The sequence below is a fragment of the Bacteroides sp. RCH18 genome, from assembly GCF_058231005.1.
Genome location: NZ_JBIPTC010000001.1, coordinates 1218789 through 1237923, shown reverse-complemented (window position 1 = coordinate 1237923; position 19135 = coordinate 1218789). Strand labels below are relative to the sequence as shown.

Below are 19135 nucleotides of genomic sequence, written 5' to 3'. Positions count from 1 at the left end.
CTTGAATTATGAAAGGAATATTTCCAATCGATAAATTCCGTACTTTGCAGACACCTTTCTATTATTATGATACGAAAGTGCTGCGTGATACATTGTCGGCTATTAACCAAGAGGTTGCCAAATATCCTAGCTATTCCGTACATTATGCCGTGAAGGCGAATGCCAATCCGAAAGTACTTACCATTATCCGTGAAAGCGGAATGGGAGCAGACTGCGTGAGTGGCGGAGAAATCCGTGCCGCTGTCCGTGCCGGATTCCCTGCCAATAAAATCGTTTTTGCCGGAGTCGGGAAAGCGGATTGGGAGATCAACCTCGGACTGGAATATGGCATCTTCTGTTTCAATGTAGAGTCTATCCCCGAACTGGAAGTCATCAACGAACTGGCTGCCGCTCAAAATAAGATCGCTAATGTCGCTTTCCGTATCAATCCGGATGTCGGGGCGCATACGCACGCCAATATCACCACCGGTCTGGCTGAAAACAAATTCGGTATCAGTATGCAGGACATGGACAGGGTGATCGATGTGGCTTTGGAAATGAAGAATGTAAAATTCATCGGTCTGCACTTCCATATCGGTTCACAGATATTGGATATGGGCGATTTCATCGCTCTTTGTAACCGGGTGAATGAATTGCAGGACAAGCTCGAAGCCCGCCGTATTCTGGTAGAGCATATCAATGTCGGTGGTGGTCTGGGCATTGACTACGGTCATCCGAACCGCCAGTCCGTTCCGGACTTCAAAAGCTACTTTGCTACCTATGCCGGACAGCTGAAACTGCGTCCTTATCAGACATTGCACTTCGAACTGGGACGTGCGGTGGTAGGACAGTGCGGCTCTCTGATATCGAAAGTGCTGTATGTAAAGCAGGGAACGAAGAAGAAATTTGCCATCCTCGATGCAGGTATGACAGACCTGATTCGTCCGGCTTTGTATCAGGCTTACCACAAGATGGAAAACATTACTTCGGAAGAACCTGTAGAGGCTTATGACGTAGTAGGTCCGATCTGTGAATCATCAGACGTTTTCGGTAAAGCGATTGACCTGAACAAAGTGAAGCGGGGGGACCTGATTGCACTTCGTTCCGCAGGTGCCTACGGTGAGATTATGGCATCCGGATACAACTGCCGTGAACTGCCGAAAGGATACACTTCGGACGAGCTGGTGTAAATAAAATGTGAATGTAGTTTAAAAATGCAGGGAGCTTGGAACAATTTTAACTGAAATCTTGTTATTTTTGTAATGAGTTCAAAAGAAAACTACATTAACAACTTAATAAAAATATACGATTATGATTTCAGAAAAATTACAGAAAGCAATCAATGAGCAGATCACTGCTGAAATGTGGTCTTCTAACCTGTATCTGGCAATGTCTTTCTACTTTGAGAAAGAAGGTTTCAGTGGCTTTGCACATTGGATGAAGAAACAATCTCAGGAAGAAATGGGACATGCTTATGCAATGGCCGATTACATCATCAAACGTGGCGGAACTGCTATAGTTGACAAGATTGATGTGGTTCCCAATGGCTGGGGTACTCCGCTGGAAGTGTTTGAACACGTTTACAAACACGAATGCCATGTATCTGCATTGGTAGACAAGCTGGTAGATGTGGCTGCTGCTGAAAAAGATAAAGCTACTCAGGATTTCTTGTGGGGATTTGTCCGCGAACAGGTAGAAGAAGAAGCTACTGCACAGGGAATTGTGGATAAAATCAAGAAAGCTGGTGATACCGGTATTTTCTTTGTTGATTCACAACTGGGACAACGCTGATAATGATCTGAAAAATAGAAAATTATATAAGAGAAGCTGTTTGGGTTTATATTCAGACAGCTTCTTTTTTTATCTTACTTATCAACTTCCCTGCCGGGCTATTTCTTTATCTTTCCTTTTTCCATAGCTCCCAGATAAATCTCCAGCGAGCGGGTAGAAATCTGTATTTCGCGGAAGGATACACCCAAAGAAGCGATTAACAGTATCAATGCCAGTCCGAATACATAAACCGATAACAACTGCAGTCCGATGTAAATAAGAAACATACTGACTACACAGAAAAAGAGGCTTGCTATCCCCAGTCCCTGCATCGTGCGTGTCAGATTCAACCGTTTCCTCAAATTCTCGATTTGTGCTACCGTGATATCCGTAGGATTTTCCATATAGCGGTCCCGCAACTGCCGCACCAGCTGCGCATACGATAAAAAACGATTGGTATAAGCCAGCAAAATCAGCGAAACAGCCGAAAAAAGCAAAGCAGGAGTAGTGAGCGTAAGTTCTTCCATCTTGAAAAATAAGTAATAGGTAATAAATAATTAGGTAATAGGTAATAAGTAATAGGTAATAAGTAATATGCCATGCGGGTAAAGCTACCGGCAGCTACGATTATTACCTATTACCTATTACTTATTACTTATTTCAGCACTCCCAATTCTTTGCCAACCTTAATGAAAGCAGCGATACATTTGTCGAGGTGTGCTTTCTCGTGTCCGGCAGAGATTTGTACACGGATACGTGCCTGTTCTTTCGGAACGACCGGATAATAGAATCCCGTCACATAAATGCCTTCTTCCTGCATGCGTGCGGCATAAATCTGGGATAGTTTGGCATCATACAACATAACGGCGCAGATGGCACTTTGTGTCGGTTTGATGTCAAATCCGGCAGCTGTCATTTGGTCACGGAAATAGTTTACATTCTCTACCAGCTTGTCATGCAGCGCATTGCTTTCTTTCAGCATCTTGAATACTTCGAGACTTGCACCGATGATACCCGGAGCCAACGAGTTGGAGAACAGATAAGGACGGCTGCGCTGACGCAGTAAGTCGATGATCTCCTTGCGGCCGGTGGTAAATCCTCCCAATGCGCCTCCGAAAGCCTTGCCCAGTGTTCCTGTATAGATGTCTACGCGTCCGTGAGTCTTGTACAGCTCGCTGACACCGTGGCCCGTAGCACCAACCACACCGGCGGAGTGCGATTCGTCTACCATCACGAGTGCATCATACTTTTCGGCCAGGTCACAGATCTGATCCATAGGCGCTACATTGCCGTCCATAGAGAATACGCCGTCGGTAACAACGATACGGAACCGTTGTGCCTGAGCTTCTTGCAGACATCTTTCCAGATCCTTCATATCCGCGTTGGCATAGCGATAGCGTTTCGCTTTACAAAGACGTACACCGTCGATGATAGAAGCATGGTTCAGAGAGTCCGAGATGATGGCGTCCTCTTCGCTGAAAAGCGGTTCGAACACACCTCCGTTGGCGTCGAAACAGGCTGCATACAGAATGGTGTCTTCTGTCTGGAAATAATCTGAGATAGCAGCTTCCAGTTCCTTGTGTATATCTTGCGTTCCGCAGATGAAGCGGACAGATGACATACCAAATCCACGGCGGTCCATCATTTCTTGAGAAGCTTTAATCAGACGGGGGTGATTAGACAGTCCCAGATAGTTGTTGGCGCAGAAATTCAGCACTTCTTTTCCTTTTACAGTGATGGCAGCTTGCTGCGCACTTTCGATCAGTCGTTCTTCTTTGTAAAGTCCGGCTTCCTTAATTTCAGCCAGTGTCTGGCTGAGGTGTTCTTTCATTTTACCGTACATAATGTTTGAGTGATTAAGTTAATGGTGCAAAGGACACGATTTTTCTTGGAATAAACAATATCTTTTTGATTTAAATCTGAAAAAAAAGTGCTTACTTTGCGCACTATTTAGCTTAACACTTTTATTTAAAAGGAAAAATGAAACACATTTTGATTATTGGAGCCACCGGACAAATAGGATCCGAGTTGACGATGGAGTTACGCAGGCGTTATGGAAACACAAACGTAGTAGCAGGTTACATCCAGGGTGCAGAGCCCAAAGGAGAGTTAAAAGAGTCGGGACCGTCGGCAGTTGTCGATGTAACGAATGGTGAAATGATTGAATCGGTGGTGAAGGAATACCACATTGATACCATATATAATTTGGCTGCACTGCTATCGGTGGTGGCTGAGTCCAAGCCGAAGCTAGCCTGGAAAATTGGTATTGACGGACTGTGGAATGTTTTGGAAGTGGCGCGTGAGCAGGGATGTGCGGTATTTACCCCCAGTTCTATCGGATCGTTCGGTGCAAGCACGCCTCATACACAGACACCACAGGATACTATCCAGCGTCCCCGTACTATGTATGGAGTCACCAAGGTAACGACAGAGTTGCTGAGTGACTACTATTTTAACAAATACGGTGTTGACACACGTGCTGTCCGTTTCCCGGGCATCATTTCGAACGTGACCCCTCCGGGAGGAGGAACCACCGATTATGCTGTCGATATTTATTATTCGGCAGTAAGAGGAGAAAAATTTGTGTGCCCTATCAAAGAAGGCACTTTAATGGATATGATGTATATGCCGGACGCGCTGAACGCAGCAATCATGCTGATGGAAGCAGATCCGACCAAGCTGATACACCGCAACGCTTTCAATATCGCCTCTATGAGTTTCGACCCTGAGACGATTTTCCATGCCATCAAGAAGCATGTGCCCGCGTTCGAGATGATCTATGATGTAGATCCTTTGAAGCAGCGCATAGCGGACAGCTGGCCCGATAGTCTGGATGACACTTGCGCCCGCGAGGAGTGGGGGTGGAAGCCGGCTTACGATCTGGAAAGCATGACGGTGGATATGCTTGAAAAGCTAAGAGAGAAACTGAAAAAATGAAAAAACTAATTGCGGGGGTTCTGGTGCTCACTATCCTTGGTTCCTGTGGAAACAAGAAAACGAACATCGACCCCTTTGCATCTATCACTCAAGAGGTGGATTCTATCCGGCACAAAGCCGATTCGATCCATCAGGAGGAATTGCCGGAAGAGCCCAAACCGACAGAAGCGGACGAATCTTTCGACGATTTTATCTATAATTTTGCTTCCGATGATGCCTTGCAGCGTCAGCGTGTCAAGTTTCCGTTGCCCTATTACAAGGGAGATGAGAAAACCAATATCGAAGAACGCAACTGGAAGCATGATGACTTATTTACCAAACAGCATTATTATACGCTCCTGTTTGATAAAGAAGAAGACATGGATTTGGTGGGGGACACCTCACTGACCTCCGTTCAGGTGGAATGGATATTCGTGAAAACCCGAATGGTGAAAAAGTATTATTTTGAGCGTATCAAAGGGGCATGGATACTGGAGGCTATCAATCTGCGCCCTGTTGAGCGGAATGAAAATGAAGACTTTGTGGAGTTTTTCAGTCATTTTGCTGCCGACAGCCTTTTTCAAAGCCGGCGTGTGCAGGAGCCTCTGGCTTTTGTCACCTCAGATCCGGACGATGACTTCTCTATTCTAGAGACTTCTCTTGATTTGAACCAGTGGTTTGCTTTCAAGCCAGCATTGCCTACAGACCGCCTTTCGAATATCAATTACGGACAGCGGAATGATGATAACTCGCCGACAAAGATTCTCGCCTTGAAGGGAATCGGAAACGGCTTCTCTAATATTCTATATTTCAGGCGGAAAGCAGGCGAATGGCAACTGTATAAGTTTGAAGATACCAGTATTTAACAACGAAAAAACGGAAGATATGTATTCTCTTTTATCACACAATACGTTCGGCATTGATGTCTATGCCGAACGGTTTCAGGAATATGCTTCGGTAGAAGAACTGAAGACATTGATAGCTCAAGGTGCCCTTACGACACCTTTTTTGCATATAGGCGGCGGAAGCAACCTGCTTTTTGTCAAAGACTATGAAGGGCTGGTCTTACATTCCCGCATCGAAGGGATCGAGGTGACGGAAGAGGATGAACGGAGTGTAGCCGTGCGGGTAGGAGCAGGCGTGGTTTGGGATGATTTTGTAGGATATTGTGTAGAGCATGGCTGGTATGGAACGGAAAATCTCTCCCTTATTCCCGGTGAAGTGGGAGCGAGTGCCGTGCAGAATATCGGTGCCTATGGTGTGGAAGTGAAAGACTTGATCACCTCTGTCGAAACAGTGAACATTCACGGTGAGGAGCGTGTTTATGCTGTAGATGAATGTGGCTATGCCTACCGCGACAGCATTTTCAAACGTCCGGAGAATAAATCCGTATTTGTGACTTATGTCTGCTTCCGGCTCAGCAAGGAAGAACGTTATACATTAGATTACGGCACCATCCGTCAGGAACTCGAACAGTATCCCGAACTGACCTTGCCGGTACTCCGGAAAGTGATTATCGATATCCGTGAAAGCAAATTGCCCGACCCGAAAGTGATGGGAAATGCCGGTAGTTTCTTTATGAATCCCATCGTTCCGCGCGAAAAACTGGAAGCCTTGCAGCAGGAATTTCCCCGAATCCCCTTCTACGAACTGAATGACGGACGAGTGAAGATTCCGGCAGGATGGATGATTGATCAGTGTGGCTGGAAAGGAAAAGCATTAGGTCCGGCGGCAGTGCATGACAAGCAGGCCTTGGTGCTCGTTAATCGGGGCGGAGCGAAAGGCAGCGACATCCTTGCGCTTTCGGATGCGGTACGGGCTTCTGTTCGTGCGAAATTCGGCATAGACATTCATCCGGAAGTAAATTTGGTTGGGAAATGAAAGTAAGAATACTTGGAAGCGGAACATCGACGGGAGTTCCTCAGATTGGATGCACCTGTCCGGTCTGCACTTCTGCCGATCCGAAGGATAATCGTCTGCGTGCGTCTGCAATCGTTGAGACGGAAGATGCGCGGATACTTATAGACTGCGGGCCCGATTTTCGGGCGCAGGTGTTACACCTTCCTTTTGAGAAGATAGACGGTGTGCTCATTACGCACGAACATTATGACCACGTGGGCGGGCTGGATGATTTGCGTCCGTTTTGCCGCTTCGGGGCGGTTCCTATCTATGCCGAAGAATATGTGGCACGCGCATTGCGTTTGCGGATGCCTTATTGTTTTGTCGATCACCGTTATCCCGGTGTTCCTGATATTCCCTTGCAGGAAATTGAGGTCGGGCACGCCTTTTCCATCCACCATACGGAAGTGGTGCCTTTGCGGGTGATGCACGGTCGGCTGCCGATTTTGGGCTACCGTATCGGCAGGCTGGGGTATATCACGGATATGCTGACCATGCCCGAAGAATCGTATGAACAATTGGAAGGGATAGATGTTCTGATTATGAATGCGCTTCGTATCGCTCCTCATCCTACTCACCAGAATCTGGAGGAGGCATTGAAGGTGGCAGAACGTATTCGGGCAAAGGAGACATACTTCATCCACATGAGTCATGATATGGGGCTGCACAAGAAGGTAGAGAAGGAGCTTCCTGAAAATATTCACCTTACATATGACGGAATGGAAATCATTTTCTGATTATTGGTGATTTTTTTAGCAAAAGTTTTGTTTTCTTTGTAGAAATTATTATTTTTGCCCCTAGCCGATAAACAGCAAATATTATGAAACTTCGTACGATAGTGAAAATAGCGATCACTTCTTCTGTTGTACTTTTGTGCTCAGGTTTTGCGTTGTACTCTTTTTTTAGGTTGTCGGCTGCCGAGGATCAGAAGGATTTTGATCTCTATACCTTGGTTCCGTCCTCTGTTTCAGCAGTGTTTGCGACGGAAGATGTAGCCGAATTTGTAATGGAAGTGGATGAGCTGACCTGTAGTCGGGATCACCAGTATCTTTATGTTTCCAAACTCTTTTCTTATCTGAAACAATATCTTTATTCTCTTCTCGAAGATGCTCCTCACGGTCTGAGCAGGCAAATGAATCAGATGCTGATCAGTTTCCATGAGCCGGACAATGATCGTAATCAGGTGCTTTACTGCCGGTTGGGGAATGGAGACCGTGCGCTGATCGACCGTTTTGTGCAGAAATATGTTTCGTCGGGCTATCCTCCGAAAACATTCGATTATAAGGGTGAAGATATCATTATCTATCCGATGGCGGACGGTGATTTTCTCGCCTGCTATCTGACGGAAGACTTTCTGGTGCTCAGTTGTCAGAAAAAGCTGATAGAGGAGGTGATAGATATCCGCAAAACCGGCAAGTCGCTGGCTGCCGACTCTGCTTTTAAAGAAGTGCGGGCGCCGAAGAAAAGTCCGACTGTTGCTACCGTCTACACTCGTCTGGCAGGAATGATGGGATGGACGGAGTTTGATATGAAGCTGAAGGATGATTTCATTTATTTCTCCGGAGTCAGCCATTATGTAGATACTTGTTTTAACTTTATAAATGTAATCCGCCAGCAGGAATCTGTCAAAGGATTTCCGGGCGAGACACTGCCTTCCACTGCTTTTTATTTCAGTAAACAGGGCATTACGGACTGGGCATCCCTGCTTTCCTATGGCGGTACGCAGGAATATGCGACGGCAGGCAGAACGAGTGAAGTGCTGAATCGGGATCGGGAATTGTCACGTTATCTGGCAGAGAATACGGGGCAGGATTTGGTGGCTTGTCTTTTCCAGCGGGAAGACTCTCTGATGGGGCCTGCGGCTGTTTTAAGTCTCTCGGTGATGGATGTGGCTGAGGCGGAAAGGATGTTGCGCTCTTTGGTAAATACGGCTCCGGCAGAGGAAGGAACAGGCCGGAATTCACGTATAACTTTTTGTTATACTCCCTCTAAAGCATACCCTGTGTACAGGTTGCCTCAAACAACGTTGTTTACGCAACTAACCAGTTTTGTAGAGCCGTCCTTGCATGTTTTCGCTACATTTTATGGCGGACGTTTACTGCTTGCCCCCGATGAAGATAGTTTGTCACGATATATCCGCCAGCTGGATAATGACGAAGTGCTTGACGGCGCTTTGGCTTATCGGGCGGGGACGGACGGATTGTCCGATTCGTATCATTTCATGTTGATGGCGGACTTTGGGCACGTACTCGAACAGTCCGGACATCAGGTTCATTACGTGCCGGAATTCTTTCTCCGCAACTCCGAATTTTTCCGTAATTTCATTCTTTTTGCGCAGTTTACTTGTGCGGACGGGGTGGTTTATCCCAACATTGTTTTGAAGTATAAATCCGAATAGAATTCGATGAAAAAAACAGGCGAAAAATAGAGGGGAAAAACAACTCTTAATTTGCGAAACTAAAAGCTCTGAAACGCCTTCTGGCAGGGCGCGAAAACCGAATGGAAACCAGTAGAGTAGAGAAGAGTATATAATTCTATTCTAAAGAAATAGAATTAATAAGAAAAAAGATAGAGAATTTTGCCGCCGCTGATTCACTTTTTATTCCATTCCGTAAGATGCCTTTGAGAGAATTCATGAAGGGGTGTCAAAAGAACTAAAGTGGGGGCTAAAAAGTCGATTCTGTCTCTATTCTCCTCCTTCGGGAAGGAGGAGTGGTCGAAGACCGAGGTGGTAGGAGAAATAATGTTTGTTCCTATTTTTTTTGTAAATGATAGGATTATGTATTCACCTACCACCTCCCCCTACGGGTACTCCTCCTTCCTGAAGGAGGAGAGTTTAGTTACTATTGACTTTTGGCATACCTTCATGGGGCTTTTTTCGTCTCGCTGTCCAATCTTCTTCGCCTCGCTGCTCAATCCTTTTCAGCTCGCTGCTGAATCTGCGTTGGTCCCGAGGTGAATTCACTTCAGCCCGGTGTCTGGTTACTGCAGGGGACAGTCATAAAAAAAACTCCTGGCAGAAATAGTTCCATCGGGAGTTTTTTATGCAGATTGTTTTTAATTCTTAGAACGGCAGGTCGTCTTTTGCGTCACCCATCGTGAAATCCGGGGTAGCAGACGGAGCCGGGGGAGGAACGGGAGCACCCGGAGCCATAGGAGCACCTGCGCCTACACGTTCAACTTTCCATGCACGGATACTGTTGAACCAACGGTCGTTCCATTGACGGGCGTCAACGTCGAATGATACGGTCAGTTCTTCGCCCATCTGAATGTTGAACTGTTCGATTTTGTCGGCGCCAAATACGTCGAAACACATTTTGCGCGGATATTGGTCATGGTTTTCGATTACGAACTCTTGTGATTTCCACTCGTTGCCGCTAGTCTTTGAAACTCCACCTCTCGGAGGGAGGATAGCGATGATTTTTCCTGTAAATTCCATTGCGATAATTTTAAATTCTGCGGCGAAGTTACAATTTTTTAGGAATATCCCTCACACAATGCTTGTTTTTTCTTTCGTTTTCTTGGGCAGCACGAATCTTTTTTCGTAACTTTGTGCGATATATAATTCAAAACTTAAATACTCGAAAATATATGAAATTTATCGTTTCAAGTACTGCTCTTTCCAGCCATTTACAGGCTATCAGTCGTGTAATTAACTCAAAGAATGCGCTGCCTATTCTCGATTGTTTTCTCTTCGAATTGGAAGACGGAACATTGTCTGTGACTGTTTCTGACAGTGAAACGACCATGGTGACAACCGTTGAGGTAAATGAAAGCGATACAAACGGGCGTTTTGCTGTAGTAGCGAAAACATTGCTTGATGCACTGAAAGAAATTCCGGAACAACCGTTGACATTCTACGTCAACACGGACAATTATGAAATCACCGTGCAGTATCAGAACGGAAAGTATAGTCTGATGGGACAGAATGCTGACGAATTTCCGCAGTCGGCTGTGCTGGGCGAAAATGCAGTCCGCGTGGAGATGGAAGCAGGTGTACTGCTGGGTGGTATCAACCGTTCGGTATTCGCAACTGCCGACGACGAACTCCGTCCGGTAATGAACGGTATATATTTCGATATTACAACAGAAGACATCACGATGGTGGCATCGGACGGTCATAAGCTGGTACGTTGCAAAACGCTGGCTGCCAAAGGAAACGAACGTGCCGCGTTCATCCTTCCGAAGAAGCCCGCTACATTGCTGAAAAACCTGCTTCCGAAAGAACAGGGAACAGTAACCATCGAATTTGACGAACGCAACGCTGTGTTTATGCTGGAAAGCTACCGCATGGTCTGCCGTCTGATCGAAGGACGCTATCCGAACTACAACTCGGTAATTCCGCAGAACAACCCTCATAAAGTGACTGTAGACCGTCAGCAACTGATCGGAGCTTTGCGCCGTGTGTCTATCTTTTCTTCACAGGCAAGCAGTTTGATCAAGCTGCGTATGCAGGAAAATCAGATTGTGATTTCCGCACAGGACATCGATTTCTCTACTTCTGCCGAAGAAACACAAGTTTGCCAATATTCGGGTGCCGCTATGAGCATCGGATTCAAGTCTACTTTCCTCATCGATATCCTGAACAATATTTCGGCCGATGAAGTGGTAATCGAGCTTGCCGACCCGTCGCGTGCCGGAGTCATTGTGCCGGTAGAACAGGAAGAAAATGAAGACTTGCTGATGCTGCTGATGCCGATGATGCTGAACGATTAATTAATTATTTAATGGATAATTGAGAATGGATAATGGATAATGAGCTGCGCTGTCAGTGGTCAGGAATTATCCATTTTTTATGTTTCCTATCCATTATCAATTCTCCATTATCCATTATCCATTAAAGAAAGAAATGAAATTAAATTTGAAAAACCCGATTGTGTTCTTCGATCTGGAGACAACGGGAACCAATATCAACACAGACCGGATCGTTGAAATTTGCTATCTGAAAGTATATCCTAACGGGAATGAGGAAACGAAAACCATGCGTATCAATCCCGAAATGCATATTCCTGAAGCCTCTTCTGCCGTACATGGCATTTATGACGCCGATGTAGCGGACTGCCCGACTTTCAAGGAAGTGGCAAAGAATGTGGCCCGTGACATTGAAGGTTGCGATTTGGCTGGATTCAACTCTAACCGCTTCGATATTCCGGTATTGGCAGAGGAATTTCTTCGTGCCGGTGTAGATATCGATATGACGAAGCGCAAGTTTGTCGATGTACAGGTGATTTTCCACAAGATGGAGCAGCGTACCCTTTCGGCTGCCTATAAGTTCTATTGCGAAAAGAGTCTGGAAGACGCCCATACGGCCGAGGCCGATACACGTGCCACTTATGAGGTGCTGAAAGCACAGCTCGACCGCTATCCGGATCTTCAGAACGACATCGCCTTCCTGGCAGAATATTCAAGTTTCACTAAGAATGTGGACTTTGCCGGACGGATGGTGTATGACGACAATGGTGTGGAAGTATTTAATTTCGGAAAATATAAAGGAATGTCTGTAGCCGAGGTGCTGAAGAAAGACCCCGGATACTACAGCTGGATTTTAAACAGTGATTTCACGTTGAATACCAAGGCGGTGCTGACTAAGATCCGTCTGCGTGAAATGAGTAATTTGATTACAAAATAATGCTAAAAGGAAAAAAGATAATTCTTGGAATAACCGGTAGCATCGCTGCTTATAAAGCTTGTTACATTATCCGTGGGCTGATAAAGCAAGGAGCGGAAGTGCAGGTAGTCATAACTCCGGCGGGAAAAGAATTTATTACTCCCATCACTCTTTCGGCTTTGACCAGTAAGCCGGTCATCAGCGAGTTTTTTGCCCAACGGGACGGTACGTGGAACAGCCATGTGGACTTGGGTCTGTGGGCGGATGCCATGCTGATCGCACCCGCTACCGCCTCCACCATCGGAAAGATGGCGAACGGGATAGCAGATAATATGCTGATAACCACTTATCTTTCGGCCAAAGCTCCGGTATTCATTGCACCGGCTATGGACCTCGATATGTATGCACATCCTTCTACACAGAAGAATCTGGATATATTGCGTTCCTATGGCAACCGCATCATTGAGCCCGCAACGGGTGAACTTGCCAGTCATCTGGTCGGTAAAGGGCGTATGGAAGAACCGGAAAATATTATCCGTGTACTGGACGAGTTTTTCTCTGCGAGTGCTGAACTTCAGGGAAGGAAAATTATGATAACTGCCGGACCGACTTACGAAAAGATCGATCCGGTCCGTTTTATCGGCAATTATTCTTCCGGTAAGATGGGATTTGCTTTGGCGGAAGAATGTGCCCGTCGTGGGGCAGAGGTGACGTTGATCGCCGGACCGGTGCAACTAAAAACGCAGCATTCGCGTATCCACCGGATAGATGTGGAATCTGCTCAGGAAATGTATGAGGCAGCGCAAACCTGTTTCCCGACTTCCGACGTGGGGATTCTTTGTGCGGCAGTCGCCGATTTCCGCCCGGAAACGGTGGCCGGCAAAAAGATCAAACGGGAGAAGGAAGAAGAACTGACCTTGCATCTTCAGGCTACGCAGGACATTGCTGCAAGTCTGGGAAAGATCAAAGAAGACAATCAACTGTTAGTGGGTTTTGCCCTCGAAACAAATAACGAACAGCAGAATGCCGAAGGAAAGCTCGAACGTAAAAACTTTGACTTTATCGTCCTCAATTCTCTGAATGACGCGGGAGCCGGCTTCCGTCACGATACAAACAAGATTAGCATTATTGATCGCAAAGGTCGCGAGGATTATCCTTTGAAGCCCAAACAGGAAGTAGCGCAAGATATCATCGACCATCTGGTTGCTGTCTTGACTCACTGATCTTTATTTTTTAGGTTTAATTTTTAATTTACAGAAGGTGTTACGTTCACTTTATATTCAGAATTACGCATTGATAGAAAAACTGGATATCGGTTTTGAAACAGGCTTCTCGGTCATCACAGGTGAGACGGGGGCCGGAAAATCGATTATTCTGGGAGCCATCGGTCTGCTGCTCGGACAGCGTGCCGATGTGAAAGCGATTCGTCGTGGAGCTTCTAAATGTATTATCGAAGCACGTTTTGATATCTCGGCTTACGGTATGCGCCCGTTTTTTGAAGAGAACGAACTGGAATACGACGACGAGGAATGTATCCTGCGGCGCGAAGTGCAGGCGTCCGGCAAAAGCCGCGCATTCATTAATGATACGCCTGCTTCGCTGGCACAGGTGAAGGAATTGGGCGAACAACTGATCGATGTACATTCACAGCATCAGAATCTTTTGCTCAATAAAGAAGGTTTCCAGCTGAATGTACTTGATATTCTGGCTCATAACGATGATGCGCTGGAGAAATATCATTCACTGTATAATGAATGGAAGCTGCTCGACCGTGAATTGTCCGAGCTGACGGCACTTGCCGAGCAAAGCCGGACGGATGAGGACTATCTTCGTTTCCAGCTGGAACAACTGGAGGAAGCTCATCTGGTGGAAGGGGAGCAGAGTGAACTGGAGCAGGAGGCGGAAACTCTGAGTCATGCCGAGGAGATCAAAGCGGGGCTTTACCGCATCGAACAGTCTTTTTTCTCGGACGAAGGCGGACTGCTTTCTTTCCTGAAAGATAATCTGAATACGCTGAATAATCTGAAAAAGGTGTATCAGCCTGCCGGAGAACTGAGCGACCGCATGGAAAGTGCCTACATCGAACTGAAAGATATTTCGCAGGAAGTCTCAGCGCAGGGAGAATCCATCGAGTTTAATCCTACCCGTCTGGACGAAGTGAACGATCGTCTGAATCTGATTTACTCCCTGCAACAGAAGCATCGGGTACAGACACTTGAAGAATTGATGGCCTTGGCAGACCAATATCGCAGTAAGTTGTCCGAGATCACCTCTTATGATGATCGCATAGCCGAACTGACTGCCCGCAAGGAAGCCCAATACGAACGGGTGAAGAAGCAAGCTGCCGTGCTGACAAAAGCCCGTGCGGCCGCTGCCCGTGAAGTGGAGAAACAACTGGCTGAACGGCTGGTCCCGCTGGGTATGCCCAACGTCCGCTTCCAAGTGGAAATGGGGTTGAAGAAAGAACCGGGCATACAGGGGGAGGATACTGTCAACTTCCTGTTCTCCGCCAACAAGAACGGAACGTTGCAAAGCATATCTTCCGTTGCTTCCGGAGGTGAAATCGCGCGTGTGATGCTTTCTATCAAAGCGATGATCGCCGGTGCGGTGAAACTGCCTACGATTGTATTTGATGAGATCGATACCGGAGTTTCCGGTGAAATAGCCGACCGTATGGCGGATATGATGCAGGAAATGGGTGACTGTAACCGTCAGGTGATCAGTATCACACATCTGCCTCAGATCGCAGCTCGCGGGCGCGCTCATTATAAAGTATATAAGAAGGACAGCGATACGGAAACGAACAGCCATATCCGCCGTCTCACCGATGAAGAACGGGTAGAGGAGATCGCTCACATGCTGAGCGGAGCCACATTGACCGAGGCTGCCCTCAGCAATGCGAAGGCCCTGTTGGCCCGTACTTCATAATCCATAATTCAAAATTTATAATTCAAAATTACAATGACCGATAAAAGTGAAATGATTTTCGGCGTCCGTGCCGTCATAGAGGCCATTCAGGCTGGAAAAGAAATTGATAAGATCCTCGTTAAGAAAGACATTCAAAGTGATCTTTCCAAAGAGCTTTTCGCAGCATTGAAAGGATTGCTGATTCCTGTTCAGCGTGTGCCGGTGGAACGTATCAACCGCATCACACGGAAGAATCATCAGGGTGTGGTTGCCTTCATTTCCTCTGTGACCTATCAGAAGACGGAAGACCTCGTTCCTTTCTTATTCGAGCAAGGCAAGAATCCGTTTTTTGTGATGTTGGATGGCATAACGGATGTGCGTAACTTTGGTGCGATAGCCCGTACCTGCGAATGTGCCGCGGTGGATGCGGTGATTATTCCTGCGCGTGGCAGCGTATCGGTGAATGCCGATGCCATGAAGACTTCCGCAGGTGCGTTGCATACATTGCCTGTCTGCCGTGAACAGAATCTGCGTGCGACTTTGCAGTATCTCAAGGACAGCGGTTTCCGTATCGTTGCCGCTACCGAGAAAGGAGATTATGACTATACGAAAGCCGATTATACGGGACCGATGTGTATCATCATGGGAGCGGAGGACACCGGTGTATCATATGATCATCTGGCTCTCTGTGACGAATGGGTGAAAATACCGATGCTGGGAACTATCGAATCTCTGAATGTTTCCGTAGCTGCCGGTATTTTGATTTATGAAGCTGTGAAACAAAGAAACAACGACTGATATGAAGAAACTTTTAATCTTACCTTTAGCGCTTTTCCTCTTGGTACAGAGCGGTCTGGCGCAAACCCCGAAATGGGTGGAGAAGGCGAAACGTGCTGTTTTCTCAGTAATAACTTATGATAAGAATGACAAGATGCTGAATACCGGAAACGGATTTTTCGTATCCGAAGACGGACTGGCTCTCTCTGACTACAGTCTCTTCAAAGGGGCTGAGCGTGCGGTGATTGTCACAGCCGAAGGCAAGCAAATGCCGGTCAGCCTGATTTTGGGAGCAAATGATATGTACGATGTGATCAAGTTCCGTGTGGCCATCACCGAGAAGAAAGTGCCGTCACTGGTAGTGGCGACTACTGCTCCGGCTGCAGGCGCTGACGCATGGATGCTTCCTTATTCTACACAGAAGAGCATTGCCTGCGTTTCGGGTAAAGTGAAGGATGTATCGAAGATTGCCGGAGAATATCATTACTATACCTTGAGTATGCAGATGAAAGACAAGATGGTGAGTTGCCCGGTGATGAATGCGGAAGGCCAGGTGTTCGGTATTTCACAGAAGTCCTCCGGTGCGGATACGGTAACGACTTGTTATGCGGCAGGGGCAGCTTTTGCAATGTCGCAGAAGATTAGTGCTCTGTCTTTGGGAGACGTTGCTCTGAAGAATATCGGTATCCGGAAAGGATTGCCCGAAGCGGAGGATCAGGCATTGGTGTATCTGTTTATGGCTTCCACACAGATGTCAGCTGATGAGTATGAGAAGCTGATGGATGATTTCATTCGCCAGTTCCCTGCTAGTTCCGATGGATATATCCGCCGTGCCAATTATTATGTAGCGAAAGGTAAGGATGACCAGTCTTATTTTGATAAGGCTGTAGCCGACTTTAATCAGGCCTTGAAGGTGGCGACTAAAAAGGATGATGTGTATTATAATATCGCCAAACTGATATACGGTTATCAGCTCTCGAAACCGGAAACGACTTATAAAGACTGGACGTATGATACGGCTTTGAAGAATCTCCGTCAGGCGATGGCTATCGATCCTTTGCCCGTTTATACGCAGTTGGAAGGAGATATACTTTTTGCACAGCAGGACTATGCAGGCGCTTTGGCCGCTTATGAGAAGGTGAATGCCAGCAATCTGGCTTCGGCAGCCTCATTCTTTAGTGCCGCCAAGACGAAAGAATTGCTGAAGGCAGATGCCAAAGAAGTGTTGGCATTGATGGACAGTTGCATTGCTCGTTGTCCGCAGCCTGTCACGGCAAACTTTGCTCCTTATCTGCTGGAACGTGCACAGATGTATATGAATAACGATCAGGCAAGAAATGCAATGCTCGATTATGATGCTTATTATAAGGCTGTGAACGGACAGGTCAATGACCTTTTCTATTATTATCGTGAGCAGGCTGCGTTGAAAGCCCGCCAATATCAGCGTGCATTGGATGATATCGTGAAAGCGATTGAATTGAGCCCTAAAGATCTGACTTATCGGGCAGAACATGCAGTGGTTAATCTGCGTGTAGGACGTTATGAAGAATCCATGAAGATACTGAATGAAATTCTGAAAGACGAGCCGAAATATGGGGAAGCATACCGGTTGTTGGGCCTTTGTCAGATACAGTTGAAGAAGACGGACGAAGCTTGCGGAAACTTCAATAAAGCGAAAGAGCTGGGTGATCCGAATGTGGATGAACTTATAAAAAAATATTGTAAATAAGCGGAGGTGCTTGGAAAGAATAACGTCTTACTTTCTTTTCGGACTCCTTAGTAGTAAAAATAAACCCCTGCCGGCTTCTACAGTCGGCAGGGGTTCTCGTTTTTGGGGACGTTTGTAAAATACTCTCTCTCTCTAATTTCTCCCCACTTGTCAAGTTCAGGTTTCAGGTCTTAATATGATATATAGGTTTGATTCTTTTTTTTCTCCCGTTTATAAGTTAAATGCAGCAGTTTATAGAATACTGCATCCTTTCTTTATTTTTTTTCTCAGAATAGTTATTTTTTTTCTTTTCATGGTAAAATCTTCTGATAGAGGTGGAGTTTTTAATTCTTTTTTGGGGGCTGGGTAATGAAAATGTCGAATATTTCATTGTTCGTAAATGGTATAATAAATAGGTGTTGAAAATGAAACAAACAGATATTTCCCTCTAATTATGGTCGTTTAACGAAAATATTATTGTTTTTTATTTGCGTATATTGGTAAATATGGTCATCTTTGCACCGTTATTCGTTTCTGTTTGTTAAAGAATAACGAATAAGTGTGGGGTAAATAGATGATTTTTAGTAAAAAAGACATTCAAGAAGTTCTGCCGGCAGATGTGACTGGCAGGAGCGTAGCGCACCATAAACGTTGGTTAGTGGCTTTGGTACGTATTTCTCATGAGAAGAAAACGAGTGAGCGACTATCTAAAATGGGTATTGAAAACTTCCTTCCTGTTCAGCAAGAAGTGCATCAATGGAGTGATCGTCGAAAGGTAGTCGAGCGTGTTCTTCTTCCGATGATGATATTTGTGCATGTCGATATGTATGAACAGAAAGAAGTTTTGACATTGGGCTCTATCAGCCGATATATGGTATTGCGTGGAGAAAGTACTCCTGCTGTCATTCCGGATGAACAGATGCACCGCTTTAAATTTATGCTAGACTATTCGGACGAGGCGATTAATATGAGTACGACTCCCTTGTCACCAGGAACCAAGATTAAGGTTATCAAAGGGCCATTATCCGGACTTCAAGGAGAATTGGTTACAGTAAATGGAAAATCGAAAGTAGCAGTCCGGCTTACTATGTTGGGATGTGCTTTTGTAGATATACCAGTAGGGTGTGTAGAGCCTCTGGAGAAATAAGGGTTTAAATATAAGTGAAACAAGCATTAAGTGAATAAAAGGGGTATGGTGAGTTTTTTACTACAAGAAAATATTGATGAACTGCAACATCTGGCAGATCATTTACTTCACATCGGTGATAAAAATGGGTATGTATACGCCGATGACCTTTCTGCATTACAACAATCAATTCACGAAAAGATAAACGATTTATATTCACAACGGGGGAAGACACCGGAACAGGATGCTACCCTGTGTTTGGCCATCCTTCAGGGATATAATGTGTCGATGTACGCCAATCCGGAAGACGAGGATAGAAAACGGTCTGTCTTGCAGCGTTCTCTGACCCTTCTTGATGTTCTTCCCCCTTCTCTTCTTAAACAACAGTTGTCTGCCGTCTGTCATGGTATGCAGGAACTGTGTGAAACCAACTAACTTTTTTATT

18 protein-coding genes are annotated in these 19135 nt (G+C 45.9%); 15 read left to right on the top strand and 3 right to left on the bottom strand.

The annotated features are described in order from the left end of the window. Positions 1 to 8: 8 nt before the first annotated feature. Both lysA and ACHLI0_RS04915 read left to right on the top strand, forming a co-directional pair. The gene (gene lysA, locus ACHLI0_RS04920; protein ID WP_008762402.1) at positions 9 to 1169 is read left to right on the top strand and encodes a diaminopimelate decarboxylase; all 1161 of its coding nucleotides are present in this window, start codon (positions 9 to 11) and stop codon (positions 1167 to 1169) included. Between the two features lie 121 nt (positions 1170 to 1290). Then, on the top strand, positions 1291 to 1770 hold the full coding sequence (locus ACHLI0_RS04915; protein ID WP_008762403.1) for a ferritin: 480 nt from the start codon (positions 1291 to 1293) through the stop codon (positions 1768 to 1770). A gap of 98 nt (positions 1771 to 1868) precedes the next feature. On the opposite strand, the gene ACHLI0_RS04910 is transcribed toward ACHLI0_RS04915, so the two are convergent. Together ACHLI0_RS04910 and kbl are read right to left on the bottom strand one after the other, a co-directional pair. Next, on the bottom strand, positions 1869 to 2276 hold the full coding sequence (locus ACHLI0_RS04910; RefSeq protein WP_008762404.1) for a DUF2721 domain-containing protein: 408 nt from the start codon (positions 2274 to 2276) through the stop codon (positions 1869 to 1871). A gap of 128 nt (positions 2277 to 2404) precedes the next feature. Beyond that, positions 2405 to 3592, bottom strand: coding sequence for a glycine C-acetyltransferase (gene kbl, locus ACHLI0_RS04905; RefSeq protein WP_490748568.1), 1188 nt, complete (start codon positions 3590 to 3592; stop codon positions 2405 to 2407). Positions 3593 to 3729: 137 nt separating this feature from the next. Here kbl and ACHLI0_RS04900 point away from each other — a divergent pair, with 137 nt between their 5' ends. From ACHLI0_RS04900 to ACHLI0_RS04880, 5 genes are all read left to right on the top strand, one after another. Beyond that, positions 3730 to 4686 carry an NAD-dependent epimerase/dehydratase family protein gene (locus ACHLI0_RS04900; protein ID WP_008762406.1) on the top strand — a complete coding sequence of 319 codons (957 nt, stop codon included), beginning with the start codon at positions 3730 to 3732 and terminating at the stop codon, positions 4684 to 4686. Next, positions 4683 to 5531, top strand: coding sequence for a DUF4348 domain-containing protein (locus ACHLI0_RS04895; RefSeq protein ID WP_008762407.1), 849 nt, complete (start codon positions 4683 to 4685; stop codon positions 5529 to 5531). The genes ACHLI0_RS04900 and ACHLI0_RS04895 overlap by 4 nt, the downstream gene beginning before the upstream one ends. Positions 5532 to 5550: 19 nt before the next feature. Then, entirely contained in the window at positions 5551 to 6546 is a 996-nt protein-coding gene (murB, locus tag ACHLI0_RS04890; RefSeq protein WP_008762408.1) for a UDP-N-acetylmuramate dehydrogenase, read from the top strand. Further along, positions 6543 to 7301, top strand: coding sequence for an MBL fold metallo-hydrolase (locus tag ACHLI0_RS04885; RefSeq protein ID WP_011107742.1), 759 nt, complete (start codon positions 6543 to 6545; stop codon positions 7299 to 7301). Before murB ends, ACHLI0_RS04885 begins: the two co-directional genes overlap by 4 nt. Before the next feature lie 83 nt (positions 7302 to 7384). Then, complete coding sequence (locus ACHLI0_RS04880; RefSeq protein ID WP_011107741.1) at positions 7385 to 8962, top strand: DUF3352 domain-containing protein; 1578 nt, start codon at positions 7385 to 7387, stop codon at positions 8960 to 8962. Between the two features lie 666 nt (positions 8963 to 9628). Here ACHLI0_RS04880 and ACHLI0_RS04875 read toward each other — a convergent pair. Further along, positions 9629 to 10003 (bottom strand): DUF3127 domain-containing protein, encoded by a 375-nt coding sequence (locus ACHLI0_RS04875; RefSeq protein ID WP_008764919.1) that lies wholly within the window; start codon positions 10001 to 10003, stop codon positions 9629 to 9631. Positions 10004 to 10155: 152 nt separating this feature from the next. Here ACHLI0_RS04875 and dnaN point away from each other — a divergent pair, with 152 nt between their 5' ends. From dnaN to ACHLI0_RS04835, 8 genes are all read left to right on the top strand, one after another. Then, positions 10156 to 11280 (top strand): DNA polymerase III subunit beta, encoded by a 1125-nt coding sequence (dnaN, locus tag ACHLI0_RS04870; RefSeq protein ID WP_008762412.1) that lies wholly within the window; start codon positions 10156 to 10158, stop codon positions 11278 to 11280. Between the two features lie 133 nt (positions 11281 to 11413). After that, a complete protein-coding gene (locus ACHLI0_RS04865) occupies positions 11414 to 12193 on the top strand; it encodes a 3'-5' exonuclease (protein ID WP_008762413.1) in 780 nt (259 codons plus the stop codon). After that, the gene (gene coaBC / locus ACHLI0_RS04860; protein WP_055220916.1) at positions 12193 to 13395 is read left to right on the top strand and encodes a bifunctional phosphopantothenoylcysteine decarboxylase/phosphopantothenate--cysteine ligase CoaBC; all 1203 of its coding nucleotides are present in this window, start codon (positions 12193 to 12195) and stop codon (positions 13393 to 13395) included. Before ACHLI0_RS04865 ends, coaBC begins: the two co-directional genes overlap by 1 nt. A gap of 37 nt (positions 13396 to 13432) precedes the next feature. After that, entirely contained in the window at positions 13433 to 15100 is a 1668-nt protein-coding gene (gene recN, locus ACHLI0_RS04855) for a DNA repair protein RecN (RefSeq protein WP_195365130.1), read from the top strand. Between the two features lie 33 nt (positions 15101 to 15133). Then, positions 15134 to 15877 (top strand): 23S rRNA (guanosine(2251)-2'-O)-methyltransferase RlmB, encoded by a 744-nt coding sequence (gene rlmB / locus ACHLI0_RS04850; RefSeq protein ID WP_008762416.1) that lies wholly within the window; start codon positions 15134 to 15136, stop codon positions 15875 to 15877. 1 nt (position 15878) lies between these two features. Then, a complete protein-coding gene (locus ACHLI0_RS04845) occupies positions 15879 to 17585 on the top strand; it encodes a trypsin-like peptidase domain-containing protein (protein WP_490748567.1) in 1707 nt (568 codons plus the stop codon). A 553-nt stretch (positions 17586 to 18138) separates the two neighbouring features. Continuing rightward, entirely contained in the window at positions 18139 to 18711 is a 573-nt protein-coding gene (locus tag ACHLI0_RS04840) for a UpxY family transcription antiterminator (protein WP_225720939.1), read from the top strand. A 45-nt stretch (positions 18712 to 18756) separates the two neighbouring features. Next, a complete protein-coding gene (locus ACHLI0_RS04835; protein WP_054960696.1) occupies positions 18757 to 19125 on the top strand; it encodes a UpxZ family transcription anti-terminator antagonist in 369 nt (122 codons plus the stop codon). Positions 19126 to 19135 lie beyond the last annotated feature (10 nt).